The 15,329-nt window shown below is 34.7% G+C and carries 11 protein-coding genes; all 11 read right to left on the bottom strand.

Annotation, left to right across the window (positions count from 1 at the left end):
• Nucleotides 1-2: 2 nt before the first annotated feature.
• Nucleotides 3-1,544, bottom strand: a complete 1,542-nt coding sequence (locus PBT89_RS05230; RefSeq protein ID WP_270063701.1) for a RagB/SusD family nutrient uptake outer membrane protein — start codon at nt 1,542-1,544, stop codon at nt 3-5.
• 11 nt (nt 1,545-1,555) lie between these two features.
• Entirely contained in the window at nt 1,556-4,636 is a 3,081-nt protein-coding gene (locus PBT89_RS05225; RefSeq protein ID WP_270063700.1) for a SusC/RagA family TonB-linked outer membrane protein, read from the bottom strand.
• A gap of 285 nt (nt 4,637-4,921) precedes the next feature.
• Nucleotides 4,922-6,412, bottom strand: a complete 1,491-nt coding sequence (locus tag PBT89_RS05220) for a glycoside hydrolase family 28 protein (protein WP_270063699.1) — start codon at nt 6,410-6,412, stop codon at nt 4,922-4,924.
• Between the two features lie 123 nt (nt 6,413-6,535).
• Complete coding sequence (locus tag PBT89_RS05215) at nt 6,536-8,245, bottom strand: hypothetical protein (protein WP_270063698.1); 1,710 nt, start codon at nt 8,243-8,245, stop codon at nt 6,536-6,538.
• A 10-nt stretch (nt 8,246-8,255) separates the two neighbouring features.
• On the bottom strand, nt 8,256-9,752 hold the full coding sequence (locus tag PBT89_RS05210) for a sodium:solute symporter (protein ID WP_270063697.1): 1,497 nt from the start codon (nt 9,750-9,752) through the stop codon (nt 8,256-8,258).
• Nucleotides 9,752-10,675 (bottom strand): dihydrodipicolinate synthase family protein, encoded by a 924-nt coding sequence (locus PBT89_RS05205; RefSeq protein ID WP_270058778.1) that lies wholly within the window; start codon nt 10,673-10,675, stop codon nt 9,752-9,754. Before PBT89_RS05205 ends, PBT89_RS05210 begins: the two co-directional genes overlap by 1 nt.
• An 89-nt stretch (nt 10,676-10,764) precedes the next feature.
• Nucleotides 10,765-11,619, bottom strand: coding sequence for a fumarylacetoacetate hydrolase family protein (locus tag PBT89_RS05200; protein ID WP_270063696.1), 855 nt, complete (start codon nt 11,617-11,619; stop codon nt 10,765-10,767).
• Between the two features lie 12 nt (nt 11,620-11,631).
• Complete coding sequence (locus tag PBT89_RS05195) at nt 11,632-12,414, bottom strand: SDR family NAD(P)-dependent oxidoreductase (protein WP_270063695.1); 783 nt, start codon at nt 12,412-12,414, stop codon at nt 11,632-11,634.
• Between the two features lie 6 nt (nt 12,415-12,420).
• On the bottom strand, nt 12,421-13,062 hold the full coding sequence (locus PBT89_RS05190) for a DUF3826 domain-containing protein (RefSeq protein ID WP_270063694.1): 642 nt from the start codon (nt 13,060-13,062) through the stop codon (nt 12,421-12,423).
• Between the two features lie 90 nt (nt 13,063-13,152).
• Entirely contained in the window at nt 13,153-14,058 is a 906-nt protein-coding gene (locus PBT89_RS05185; RefSeq protein WP_270063693.1) for an alpha/beta hydrolase, read from the bottom strand.
• 9 nt (nt 14,059-14,067) lie between these two features.
• Nucleotides 14,068-15,312 (bottom strand): tagaturonate epimerase family protein, encoded by a 1,245-nt coding sequence (locus tag PBT89_RS05180; RefSeq protein WP_270063692.1) that lies wholly within the window; start codon nt 15,310-15,312, stop codon nt 14,068-14,070.
• Between the last annotated feature and the right edge of the window lie 17 nt (nt 15,313-15,329).

Raw genomic sequence — 15,329 nt, 5'->3', positions numbered from 1 at the left:
TTTTAGTATCCTGGATTTTGCACTAAATTTGTATTGTTATCTAATTCAGATTGAGGGAAAGGCATAAGATAATTAAAACCTCTAAAGATTGGATTTTGCCCTAAAGGGTTGGTTATGTTTGAAATAACATCTTCTGCAATTTTCCATCTTTTCAAATCATTATATCTTATACCTTCAAGTGCTAATTCTACTCTTCTTTCTCTACGTATATAATTTCTTAACTCTTCTTTAGTGTTGTATCGCGTTCTGTCTACAGGAGGCATTTCTACACCTGGCCTATTTCGAACTTCATCGATTGTATTATACGCCATATCATTAGGGCCATTGACCTCGTTTTGAGCTTCAGCAAACATTAGCAGAACATCAGCATAGCGGATATGTATATAGTCCTGATCGGTGTTTATAGCTGTGGAGGAAGTAAACGGTGCCTTTGAAAGATCTACATACTTTTCAGTAAGAAATCCTGTATAAGAATTATAACTTCCATCCCATACTTCACCTTGGTTATTCTTCCAAATTTCGTTAGGAAGTTTGATCGTCATATCTAAACGTGGGTCTCTATTTTCGTAAGGATTATTGGGATTGTAAATCGCAGAATTCTCTGGCAGTTTACCATCAATCATTTCGTAACTATCAACCAGGTCTTTATAAGGCTGAAGCAATGAGTACCATCCTAACTCAACATCATGGCCACCTGCACCCGGTCTAATTCTTTGAGGATTATTAGGCGAAAGGTATTGAGTCGCAAAAATTATTTCTTTATTAATGGAGGGATCTATTTGCCCATTTGTGAGAAATAATAATTTGTAATTATTTGCAAGACCAAAAACTTCAGAATCAATGACCGCTTTTAAATAGGGCAAAGCTTCACCAAATTTTTCTTGAGTGATTAATACACGCCCCATAAGACTATTAGCACTACCTTTCACAGCATGACCTTGAAAATCTTTTCGTGGCAGATTATCTATGGCAAATTGCAGATCTTCCTGGATGAAAGAATATACCTCCTGAACGGTGCTTTTTGCAATTTTAACCTCTTCTAAATTTTGAGGATAATCTCGATAGATTATTACTCCTCCAAAAGTTCTTACTAAATCAAAGTAGGCTAAAGCTCTAATAAATCGTACTTCTGCTCTATAAGTTAAAATTTCTGATTGCTCTATAGGTGCCTTATCAATATTATCTAAAAAATAATTACAAGCTACAATAACGCGGTAAGGAGTTTCATACATATTTGGAATGGCTCCTCCCAAATTTGCCGAAATATTCCCCAATGCCACATTTCCCAGATTGGACTGGTTAGAATTTCCGGGATCAAGAAAGGCATTATCTGTTAATCCATCTAAATATACTCTTTCATAGCCAAGAAAATTTTCTTGTAGTCTATAATATACCCCCGCTAAGGCAGTTTCTACATCTTCCTGTGAAGTCCAGAAGTTTTGGGTAGAAATTGTATCTGGTGGATTTTTATCTAAAAAGTCATCATTACAGGACAAGATTAGCATCGCACTCATTACCAGAATAATTATATTTAAACTTTTCATATTAATTTTATTTAAAAAGTAACATTTAATCCAAAATTGTAAACTTTGGCTTGAGGATATTGTGCCAAATTCCCAGTAAGCGATGTCCTTTCCGGATCGCCCCCTTTGAAATCTGTAATAGTCAAAAGATTATCTGCCGAGAAATAAACATTAATTCTTTTGGCATTTAATGTTTGTAAAACACTACTTGGCAAATCGTACCCTATATTTATATTCTTCAATCTTAAATATGATGCATCTTTTAAATAAAATGTCGAAGCTTTATAGCTAGCAACACCTGGGTAGCCAGCAATATATAAAGCTGGAAGAGCATTCGTTGGATTTTCTGGAGTCCATGCATTTCTCCATTCTTGTGTTGGTGCGGTTCCTTGCATATAAGGATCGACCCCCCAATTTTCTAATCTTGCCTTTATCCCCTTAACTCCCTGAAAGAAAGCACTGAAAGTAAAATTTTTATAGTTAGCATTAAATCCAAAAGAATAAGTGAAATCAGGATACGCCCCATCTACTACTATTCTATCTTCCGCGTCTACTACTCCATCTCCATTTTGATCTTTCATTTTAAGATCTCCGGGTCTAGGATTCGCATTTAATTGATGAAAAGGAACATCCGGATTATTAATATCTTCTATTTGAAAAATGCCATCCCACTCATATAAGTAATGAGAATCGTAAGGAAGACCTTCTTCCCTAATTCTAGATCCGTAATTTGGCACCCGTATTTCTAGAAGCTCATTTCTTATCCTCGAGAATAGGAAGTTTGCATTATAATTAAATTCTCCGATGCTATTTCTATGGGTAAGCTCCAGTTCAAAACCCTTATTTAGCATTTCTCCATCGTTAAGAGTTGGTTCATCTAAGCCAAGACTTGCCGGAACTGGCTGAAAAGCTAAAATATCGTAAGTGTGTTTTCTAAACCAATCAAATGTTATTCCTATCAAATTATTCTTAGACTGAAAATCAAAACCTATATCTAAAACACTTGTAGATTCCCATTTAATCCCCTGATCTCTAAAAACCTCTAGAACAGCTCCTTGTTGCAGGGTTTCATTATCAAATGAATAATTGACATTATCGATTTCTAATACATCCTGATATAAGTAAGTTCCAATATCTTGATTTCCTAATGTACCATAAGAACTTCGAATCTTTAAAGTCTTGATCCAATCTGTATCTTTTAGAAATTTCTCTTTCGAAATCAACCATCCTGCCGAAAATGATGGAAAAAATCCCCATCTATTATCAGGCGAAACTTTTGAAGTACCATCGTATCTAAAATTTGCTTCAAATAAATATTTACTATCAAAATCATAATTCAGCCTACCAAAAAACGATCGCATTGCCCATTCTGATGGATTTATCAATCCCGGTAAGCGCGGATGACTGAAAAACAGAGACTCTCTTTCTGAAGAATAACCAGACAATTCTTCCAAAGATGGAAGTACAGAATTGATTCTTCTTCCTCTTAAACTTCTTATTTGATAAGAAATCTGCTCAAATCCAGCTAACAACTTAAAATTATGCAATTCATTAATTGATTTATCGTAAGTAAGAGTGCTGAATACTGTAGGACTAATCTCCTTAGCATACTGATCTGTAACACCTAAGATATCTGGCCCATAAGTAGATTGTTTATAATCACCTGTTTCATCAAGTTCCTGAAAAAGATAGGCGTTGTAATTTTGCTGATGCATCTTAAAAAATTCATCTACGTAATTCACGGCAAATGTGGTTGACCATACCAAATCCTCAAATGGTTTTACATTTACAAACGCTTGAGCATTTAAATTATATTCTTTAGTATATTTATCCCCCATCAAATAATATTCATGAGGATTTCTATTTCTGCCTTCACTTTGATAAGCTCTGGAAACTACTCTACCGCTTCCATCTGGTAGAAATGGACTGTAATTAGGCCCAGCAGCATAAATTGATAGCGCCATATTTGCTCCAGTGAAAGGTGGTTCTTTACGATCTTTATAAGTCATTTTAATACTGGTTCCAATATCAATTTTATCTGAAATCTTATTATTATAATTAAGTAGAGCATTGTAACGATCGAAATCATAACCAGGAATCATTCCTTCCTGATCTAGGTAATTCAAGGAGATATTATAACTACTTTTTTCTGCACCCCCAGATATTGATAGGCTGTGATTGATTAAAGCTGCGGAATTGAAATAATAATCTAAATAATCAAAATTTGGATATTGAGGATCATTATCGGCATTTCGATAGGCTATAATATCACTTTCTGGATACCTAAAAGCAACTCCAGATCTCTCGGCAGCTTGATTATACATTTCCATATAATCCGCAGAGTTGGTAATTAAATCAGGAAGAGCTGTCGGAGTTTGAAATGCATAATTCATTCTGTATGAAAATTCAGTTTTACCCTTTTTCCCAGATTTTGTAGTAACAAGAATTACCCCATTCGCTGCTCGAGCACCATAAATTGAAGCAGAAGCCGCATCTTTCAATACAGTAATATTTTCAATATCATTTGGTGACAAATTGTTCAATGATCCTGTTACACCATCAATTAAAACTAATGGAGCTGTACTTCCTCCAAAAGAGCCTCTACCGCGAATTAGAAATTCTGGATTATCTCTGCCAGGTTCCGCACTAGATTGGGTAACTTGCAGTCCGGTCACCCTTCCCTGGATTAAATTTCCTGCATTTGGAGCAGGTCTTTCATTTAATGTCTCTCCAGAAACCGATCCAACAGCTCCAGTAAGATTCTCCTTTTTCTGAGAGCCATATCCAACAATTACAACTTCCTCCAGACTGGCCTGATCTGATGCCATAACAATATCATAGTTTTGATTTTCTTTTACCAGTCTCTCAATCGTTTTCGTTCCTACAAAAGAAAAGATCAAAACTTGTCCTTCGCTAGCATCGATACTAAAATTACCATCAAAATCAGATTGGGTTCCGTCGTTTGTTCCCTTTAGCATAATATTTACTCCAGGTAGGGGCACATTATTTTCATCTGTAATTGTACCAGTAATTTTTGAAGTTTGTCCATAAGTTACCAGAGAAATAATAAAAAAGATAAACAGAGAATATATTTTTATTCTAAAGTTTGGCATGATCTTTTTAGATTAGTTAAAAAAAATAAAAACTTCTAAAGGTTTCTTAAATTTATTAACTAATGAATAGGAAAGTATCCTGTCGCATCCTGTTTTTAAAAAGATATCTAAAATTTCACATCAGAAATTATCATATTCTAAGTTCTTTGAAGTTTTTTCAAAATTATGATGCCACTGATTTAAAAGGAAAAATTATTAAGGATAGAAATTTAATAAATATCTAAAAATAAGAACACTTGCTTTAAATAAAAACCTTCTTGATATAAAGAAGCGTCAACCATACATCTAATTATGAACAAATGGAATATTTGTATTTTTAAAATAAATGTTTTCGGTAAGATTACCCTCTCTTTTAATCTTTAAAGTATCCCCAGAAACGTTAAATATCGCATCTTTAAAACTGATGTTTCTAGCATCCAGAAACACCATTAAAGAATCCTTACTGGTAATATTTATATTATTGAAAACCAGTTGATCTGCATCATTTACGATAAAAAGCTCATCGCTTTTCTTTACTTCTATATTTTTCATTTGCAGATTAGTCATTGGTGATTCTGGTATGCCGTATAATTTTAAAAATGTTTTTGCTTTTTCAACTAAAATATCTTCTATAAAAATATCTCTGAATGTTGGAGTTAATATATTAACTTCTAGCACTGGTTTTCTCTTAGCCATATCTCCAACGTACATTGGCTGGCCGAGCATATCCCATTTAAACGCAGTACCGTGTAGGTTCATTCTTAACCTTTTATAATATAAATTTTCTCCTCCTCCACCTCGTGGCCTACGAGTTTTAAATCGAATTCCTACTCCTGTGTTATCAAAAACACAATCGTGAATATAAAGATTTCTAATCGTCCCTGCGGTTTCACTTCCTATTGTTATTGCACCATGTCCTTTTTTGGCCAAACAATATCTTACAACCACATTTTCCGTGGGTTTATCTACTCTTATACCATCTTCTCCTCTACCTGCTTTCATTGTAAAGCAATCATCGCCACTATTTAGTGTAGAATATTCAATAAGAACATTTCTTGAAGATTCAATATCAATTCCATCTCCTCTTGGAATCCCAACCGAATTAACGGTTACGCCCCTTATAATAACCCCGTCGCAATATACCGGCACGATATTCCAAAATGCTGTCCTTTCTAAGGTAATTCCTTCGATATAAACATTTTTGCAATTTGTTGGAGAAATTAACATTGGTAAAAAAATAGGTTCGTTATTATAACCTTCATAAATTCTATCTTCAACAGGTTTCTCTATGGGTACAAATTTTTCCGTAACATTCTCGGTCATCATTTGACTTCTTACAGGTCCTTCTTCGGGACCATAAATAGTCCCCCTACCGGTTACCGCTATATTCTCCTGATTGAATGCATAGATACAAGCCCCTAGAGACATTACTTCTACCCCTTCATGACGAGTGAAAACCGCGGGTCTGTAATCTTCCAATTGTCCCGAAAAATATAGTTCTGCTCCATCTTCTAAATGCAGATTTATATTACTTTTTAACGAGATTCTGCCAGTTTTCCATTTACCTTTCGGAATAATTACTTTACCACCTCCAATTGCGCTTAAGTCATCTATGGATTTCTGAATTATTTCTGTGATTTTTTCTTTTTGTTTTGCTCCCTTTTCCTGAATATTGATCGTATGATCAGCAAAAACCGGTTTCTGAAATTTTGGCATTTCAAAAGGAGCTTCAATTGCAGCTATAGTGTCTGGAAGGTTTGCTGCTCCAACTTCATCTATAGTCGGCAGGCTATCCAAATTATAAAATTTTTCTTTCTCTAATGCTAATTTCTTTGATTCATTTTTGCAAGAAACTATTATTAAAAAAGAGATTATGTAAAAAAGGTATTTCATTAAATATCTCATCAATAATACTTTATATTATTTCCCTGCAAGCTTTGTTTTGGCTAGATCTTCTCCTCCATTCAAAAGATAAACTAAAGGTAATGGCCTATCTTTTCCTTCTATAAATTGCGGTCGCGCCGCCCATGGCGTTAGTGAGATAACATTCACAAAATCCATCCAGTACTGCAATCTGGCAGGTTTCAAATCCCATGTCATATGAAAATGATTTGCAGGAGCATACTGTTTATATTCTATCATTGAAGCATATTTGGGAATTACAAAAGTGTGTGGCCAGGTTGGATTAGCTCCATCACAAACTTTTTGAGCGACTTCTGCTGGAAGCTCTACTGTTTCAGCTTCATCCCAAAGCATTGAGAACATTCCGCTCAAAGAGGAATAAGATAGTCTCGCAGCTACACCTTTAATCTCTCCTGGAGATTTAAAATGAACCGAATTGCCTAAATAGAAGAAGTAATCTACCGCTTTTGGGAACTGGATTTTATTCATAATTTCCTTTTCTGAAGCACCAGGCGAAGCAGCCCAATTAAACGATGCAGAACCAGAATTAACACCGTCTACGAATCCTTTTTCTATCCATTTTTTATTTTTAAGATCTTTGATTCCATGATCTTTAGCTAGCGCTGCTGCGTCTTCTTTTTCATATACTTTTCTAAAATCCATAAATAATGGAGGGTTACCACCGGAAAGCCAGGTCATAAAAAGCTGCGTTAAAAGCCCTTGAACATCGGCTTCAGTTGCAAAAGGGATTACTTCTTTCTCCCCATTATGATCGAAGGTAGAATTAAATAACGATTCCATAATATCGGCTACAGGCAATTGAATCCCACGATCATCAGACCCCCATTCTAACTGGCTCATAAAACCTCCACCAACGGCATCGAGATCCTTTATAATATCTCTAACGATTAAGTATAATGCAAGACTTTTTTCCAATAATTCTTCATCCTTTTCTGTAGGGAGTTCAATCCGTTCCTTTCCGTGTGAATAAAGCCAGTTTTTTAGTTTTTCAACTTCTTTTTTATCGTAGGATTGTTTTTGAAGCATATCCGACAAAAGCTTCATATCCAGTCTGGTGATCTCAATTCCAAATCGATTCCTGGTTTCCATTACATGAGGTAGCGCTGTTTCCATCCCCATAGAATCATGACCAAAAATTACGATTCTTCTTCCCTTTAAGCCTTGAAAAGTTGTTGCTGCGTAACACCAATCTATCAGCGCAACTAAAGTTTCAGTACTCATTTTAGGGTTTTGCCCTTTATCAGGCCATGCACCTATATTAATATGAGACAGTTTACCGTATTGTGCAATTGCTCCATTAGTGGCATGAGTATATACTACTCCCGGACGAGCAGCTGAATTTCCAGTAGTAAAATTAATTGGAATGTCCTTAGGAAAATGAGATAATAATGAAATTGTAGTTAGTTGAGGAAATGACCACGTATCTGGTATGCACACTAAAATATTAACACCGGCCTGTAAAAACTGCTTAGCTACCATATCGGCCTGGGGCTCAAGATCAACTAATATATCTGAGTAAACGACCTCTACTACATTACCGCATGGAAGTTTTATAGCACCCGAAAGTTGTTCTGCCGTGTTTCTCACCAAATTTTTACATCTGTCGCGACTATTTTCATCTATTCTTGGATCGCAAGGCGCAAAAATTCCTATTACAGCCTTAGACGTATTTTGATTTATTTCCTTAGATAGCAATCTGGCACTCATAGTTAAAATTTTAGATTAGACGCTTATTTTTTCGTAAAAGAATATTCAATAAAAAACCGCTTAAAAATATTACCATTGTTCCAATGACTATGGTTAGGTTGGTATGTAAAGGATTTTTAAAAGCCAGCCATTTTCCAGAAGTGATTAATAAGGGTGTAAGACTCATCCATCCTACAACCAAAATACCTAGAATAACGGCAATTGCAGCCTCTGTTTGTTTTATTTTATTAGATACAAAACCTAATAAAAAAAGGCCAAGCACTCCTCCACTAAATACTGAAGATAATGCCCACCAGGTGTCTAGGGCACTTTTCACTGAAGTCATAGCAAGTGAAACTATTATACTTACAGATCCCATGACAATCCCCGAAATAGCCAAAATTCTGAATTCAGCTTTACTAGAAAAAGACTTGTTTTTTCGTTTGAAAAAATCGGTTAAAATAACTGTTGAACTACTATTAATACTGGTGGAAATTGTGCTCATGCCAGCTGCAAAAATAGAAGCTATTAGTAATCCCGTTACCCCTTTTGGGAGTTCCGATACTATAAAATAAGGGAAAATTTTATCGGCTTCAGCAATATCCATAAGTGTTTCAGGAAGCAGCTCTGGATTAATTTTATAATAAGCATAAAGTGCTGTGCCGATCATGAAGAATAAAAGCGAGACTGGTATATAAAGTAAACTTCCAAACCAAGTAGATTTTTTGGCTTCTTTTTCTGTTTTCGCACTCATATAACGCTGAACGTAATTTTGATCTATCCCGAAATTTTGAAGATTTATAAAAATTCCATAAATAAGAATTACCCAAAACGTAGATTCTTTAAAATTTAGGTCTAAGCTTCCCAGGCTAAATTTGTTGTTTTCCTGACTTATTTGAATAATTTGCTCAGCTCCATTAGGCACAGAAATGATAATTAGTATTAAGCAGGCTAAAGCTCCTGAAATAAGAACAATTCCCTGAATTGCATCTGTCCAAATTACAGCTTCTATTCCTCCCATAGCTGCATAGATTATCACAAATACTCCTGTACCAATAATAATAGTGTTAATGTCCCAACCTAATAAGGCGTTGGCCGGTAAAGCTAATAAATATAAAATGGTGCCCATTCGGGCAAGTTGAGTTAATAAATAACATATAGAAGCGTAATTTCTTGCCCACGAGCCAAATCTTTCTTCCAGGTAATAATAAGCAGACTGACTATTGATTTTCCTATAAAGGGGAACAAAAAACTTAACCGCAAAAAAAGCAGCTATGGGAATAGAAAGACTGAATACAAAACTATTCCAATTACTTAAATAAGCTTTGCCCGGTAATGCTAAGAAACTAATACTACTTACAAAAGTAGCGAAAATAGACATTCCTATTGCCCAAGACGGTATTCGCTGACCTCCAGTCATATAATCTTTCGTCGTTCTATTCTTTTTAAAATAAAATGATATTCCAAAAAATAGAATTGCGAGCAGATAAAGTGTAAATACCAGGAGGTCAACGATAGGTAATCCCATTATCGAAGTTTCTTTTGAATTTTATGCAAAATACCTTGAAGTTGATCTTTTTCCTGTTGGTTAAACCTATGCAATGGTGAAGACATGAAGTCACTACATATTCCCATAAGATTTAAAGCGCATTTCAACCCTTTTAAATAGCTAGACCCATATTTTCCTAGAGAGTAGACTTCTGCAGAAATTTCCATTACTAGTTCGTGTAAATTCCTAACAGTTTCGATGTCTCCAGCTACCGCTGCACTATATAATTCAACATAAAGTCTAGGGAACATATTAGCACCACCATTTACACCACCAGCTCCTCCCAACATAACGGTTTCAGCTGTAACTTCTTCCGGCCCTACAAATAATGCAAAGTTTTTTTGATCTTTCATTTTATGTAAAAGCTTATTGAAATAGGCAGTATTGCCTGAACTGTCCTTTAAGCCTATAATTTTTTCATGTCTGGAAAGATAACTTACCGTATCTGGTTCTATATTTATCTTTGTATGTGAAGGCATGTTGTACAAAAATAGAGGTAATGGCAATCTATCAGCTAGATATTCGTAATACTCAATTAATTCCGGCTGGCCGAGGCTAAAATAGTAAGGAGGAGCGGCTACTAAGGCAGAAGCACAGCACTGTTTAGCGGTTTCGGCCAATTTAAGACTTTCAGAAACCGCTGTATCTGTAATACCAACTAAAACAGGAACACGACTTTTCACGATATCGCAGGTCTCTTCTATTAATCGATGTCTTAATGCATATGGCAAACTTGCGCTTTCCCCCGTAGTACCCAATATAAATAATCCATGGACCCCACCTTTAAGAATATGTTCTATTAAATTTTTAAGACCTTTTAGATCGAGCTCGCTCTCATTATTTAAAGGTGTGATCATGGGAGGTATAATACCTCTAAATTGATTTTCTGTATTGTTAGTCATGTGCTCAAAAAGATATGTAGGTTTCTCTCAAAAATATTATCTTGAAAGAAATAAACCATCCTGTACCGTCTTGGAGCTATAACTAGAGATTAACTCCAGGAAATAACTTTTTGTTTCGAACTTCCCAAACCTTCAATTCCTAATTCTACAACATCACCAGGCTTTAAATATCTTTGCGGTTTAAGTCCCATACCTACACCAAAAGGAGTACCAGTTGAAATGATATCACCAGGCAGCAAACTCATAAATTTACTTAAGTAACTAACAACTTCGGCAATTCCAAATACCATATCGTTAGTATTACTTTGCTGCTTAATTTCTCCATTTAGTTTTAACCATAACTCAAGATTTTCGGGATCAGAAATTTCATCTTTCGTGGCTAGAAATGGACCCAAAGGTGCAAATGTATCACAGCTTTTACCTTTAACCCATTGACCGGATCGCTCTAACTGAAATTCTCTTTCGCTATAGTCGTTGTGTAATACATATCCAGCAACATAATCCATTGCTTCTTCTTTGGAAATGTAACTAGCTTTCTTTCCTATAACGATGCCTAATTCCACTTCCCAATCTGTTTTCTGACTATCTTTTGGAATTACTAGATTATCATTAGGGCCTACAATAGCACTGGTAGCTTTAAAGAAAATCACCGGTTCTTTAGGAACCTCAGCTCCACTTTCTTCAGCATGTTTAGCATAATTAAGACCTATACAAATTAATTTAGACGGTCTTTTTACTGGTGGTCCTAACCTTATTTCTTTAGATAATATTTCACAGGATTCTTTATGATTTTCAAGCCATTTTTCAAGCTTTTTAATCCCATCATTAGCAAAAAAATCTTCGTCATAATCACTGCCGTATTCAGTTACGCTAATACGTGTGCCATCCTCTAGTTCTATCCCTGGTTTTTCTTCTCCTGGGGATCCAAATCTTATTAATTTCATTATATATATTTTTTATCCATTTAACTTTATAAACCCTCCATCAATAGGAAAATTAGTTCCTGTTATAAAGCTAGCTTCATTCGAACACAAATATAGTGCTAGCGCGGCGACTTCTTCAGGTGCCCCCATTCTGCCTATTGGCTGAGTTTTAGATAATTCCTCGAATTTTTCATCAATTTCATTGGGATAATTCTTTTTGATAAAGGCATCTACAAAAGGCGTATGTACTCTAGCTGGTGAGATGGCATTACAACGAATATTATATTTTAAATAGTCTTTAGCTAAAGAATAAGTCATCGTTAAAACAGCTCCCTTAGACATTGAATAAGCGAATCGATCTTCAATTCCTACAACGGAAGCAATACTAGCCATATTTAATATAAGTCCACTCATTTGCAATTTCATTCCTGCAATAACCGCTTTTGAACAATTAAAGACACCCTTTACATTTATATTATAAATTTTATCAAGATCATCTTCTGATGTATTTTCAATATTACCAACATGTGCTACACCAGCATTATTTATTAATATATCAATATTATGTTCTTTCTCAATAGCAGCAAATACTTCCTGTGTCTCTTTATAATTAGAAATATCACAGGCCACTAAATTTAAACTTCCTTCAAATTTTGAAGTGTCAGCCTTTAATTGGTTTGCTTTATCGATATTAATGTCTAAAATAACTACATCTGCTCCGTGAGCTACTAACTTTTTAGAGATTGCTTCACCAATTCCACTACTACCGCCTGTTATAACTACCTTCTTCCCTTTTAAATCAAAAGTTGACTTCATATTCTTCTAATTATTCTTATTTACATAATCTTTATAAAGCTGTCTCCAATCTCTTCCATTACTATTTAGATAAGCCTCTGCTTTTGTCTTATAAATTTCAAAAATTGCAGATATTTCTTCCATATTTTTAAAATCGATTGCACGCTCCCGGGCTTCTTCTAAAAGCCCCCTTACATGCTTAATTTCACCAGTTGATAGATCTGGCACTATTTCCTTATAAGCCTTCATTGTGAAATCGACTTTTCCTACCGTATGATAATCTAGAATTTTCACAACTTGCTCTTCTGTCAATTCCTTTCTTAGAGATGAAATGAAATTTTCATGAATATCTGCAGGTTGTGCAGAATGCGCAATTATACGTCTGTCTAAATCACTTAATTTATCTCCCGTTTTTGGATTAATCCCCTCAGGAACTATAGTATATGAATGTGAATTATGATAATCTCGAATAGTTTTAAGCTGTTCAAATATAAGAGTACGAACTTTTTCAGTTTTACTGCTATCCATTATATTGAGATCTGAAACCCATTTTGAAGTCCTGGAATACTGATCTCTGTCACTTTCAGACATGTCTTTCAGGTTTTGAGAATTTATCGTTCCAGTAATACCCAAAATTATTGCGATAAGGATATATTTATATTTTACCATTAAAAACTAAACTTTGATTAATTTCTAAACTTATAACCTATCTATTTTTATTCTATCCTGTACCTCCCAGTAAAATTTGAGTTATCTAATTTAGTTTTGAGTTTTTAACCATTCCAATAATAATTTGGGCCAAAGATTGTTAGGTAGATGTTCTGCAAGACCAAATCCATGCCCTCCATCATTATAAATATGCAATTCTGTTGGTATATTATTTTCTTTTAATGCATTAAAATAGTTTAAAGTATTTTCTACAGGAACAGCATGGTCATCTAAAGCATGTACTAAAAATGTTGGTGGTGCATTTTCTGAAACCTGAAATTCATTAGAAAATTGTGTAACTAAATTATCGGATGGATTTTCTCCTAAAAGGCGTCTGCGAGAACCTTCGTGAGTAATTGCGGAAGTTAAACTAATAACAGGATAAGCTAAAATTGAAAAATCGGGTCTGGCGCTTTCTTCTATTTTATTTAAGTATACTTTTTTATCGTAATGAGTGGAAAGCGTTGCGGCTAAATGACCTCCAGCTGAAAATCCCATAATCCCTATTTTATCAGAGTCTAAATTCCATTTTTCGGCATTATGTCTAATTAATCTAACTGCTCGCTGAGCGTCCTGAAGGGGGCCTACAGACTTATCTTTCATGATTCGATCATCTGGCAATCGATATTTAACTACAAATGCTGAAATCCCCTCTGATGCCAACCACTCTGCTACTTTAAATCCTTCTTTACTCATTGATAAATGGCTATAACCACCTCCGGGAAAAATAATTACTGCAGTTTTAGAAGTATTCTCTTTAGCGAAAAAAGCATAAATTTTAGGCTCGGATACTTTACTTGCTCGCGATAATTTACCATCATCAAATTTTTGTTCTTCCTGATAATCTGAATGTTTTTTGCTATCCGGAATTTCCAAATCCCAAAGTGCTATTTCCATATCCTGGGCACTATTAGCTAATGTGAAAAACATGCTCAGTACTATTAAAATTCTTTGCATAAAATATAATTAATTTAAATCCCCAAACAAAGGCTTCAAATGACGTTCGTATAAATTATAAGTCACATTTTCTTCAATCTTATTTTGGCAAGAATCTAGCAAAGTGTAAAATTCATCTTTTTCGCCAGCAATTTTATAAGCACAATGCATCAATTGCCGAAAATGTGGATTGTAAGCTTGATTTTTTTGATCGTGCCGTAACGCATTTGCAAAAGCTTCGCCGTTTTTGAATACATTTTTATCGGGAAGCTTTGCCTTATCGATATCTAAAACTTCGGTATAATTTTCAGTAAGTTCATCATAACGATCTAAGGCTTCAGCATACAAACGATTTATAAAATCAAATGCTTTCCCTTCGCTTTCTGCGAGACCTATAGCTTCTTCAAGCCAGGTGGTGCCAGCTGTTTTCAAATGCAAACCGCTCTCATGTTTTTTGATAAGTTTGTTGATAACCGGATAAATCGAAAATTTATCGCTTCCACTATGCACACTTAGTTTTAAGTTTTTTGGCAAACCGAATTCTGTTTTTACAAATTTTAGAACACATAAATCAGCTTCAAACTCTTTACTAAACTGATCTAAATTTCCTTCATAATCAACACCTTTATAAAAGTTACCTGTAAATTTTGGCGCGATGGTGTTTACCGGAACCTGATAAAAAGCCAATGCGGCAAGCACAAAAAATAATTCAGTGGGTGTTTGCGGATTTTCAACTTCATCTATAGAAACTTCCGTATAAAATTTATCGTTTTTATTGGATTTTATATAGAAATAAACTTCTGAAGCTTTCTTCATGGCAAATAAAAAGGTATCGATCATTTTCTGAAATTGTGCTTCAGAAATAGCTATTTCCGCTTCGATTCCTTCTATTTTAAAAGCACTCAAATACTGCTGAAAAAAACTAGTAAACTCAGTAATCTCTTCTGAAGAAGCCTTTTTGTTGATAAACTTAGCCACATCTATGGTAAAAAAATTACTGTATTCTAAATAAGGCGCTACGGTTTCCAGATTAATATGATCGGCATCAATACAATAATCTCTTGAAAAATTTAAGGATTTTGTAGCCTTTTTCGCTTCTTCCAGAACTTCTTGCGGTTTTGATTTTACGGTTTCATGTTCTCGATTTGATTTATTCCACACGGGCGTAACTAAAACCTCATCTTTTTCTAATTGAATTATGGCTGCTAACTGCGCCTCTCCTTCTTTTCCAAATCGGTCTCCTGTACCGAATGAATATTTATTTAGAATGGCCATAGGTTGCTTGTTTTAGT

The organism is Zunongwangia sp. HRR-M8 (genome assembly GCF_027594405.1).
Classification (GTDB): Bacteria; Bacteroidota; Bacteroidia; order Flavobacteriales; family Flavobacteriaceae; genus Zunongwangia.
This window is presented reverse-complemented; position numbering and strand designations above follow the sequence as displayed.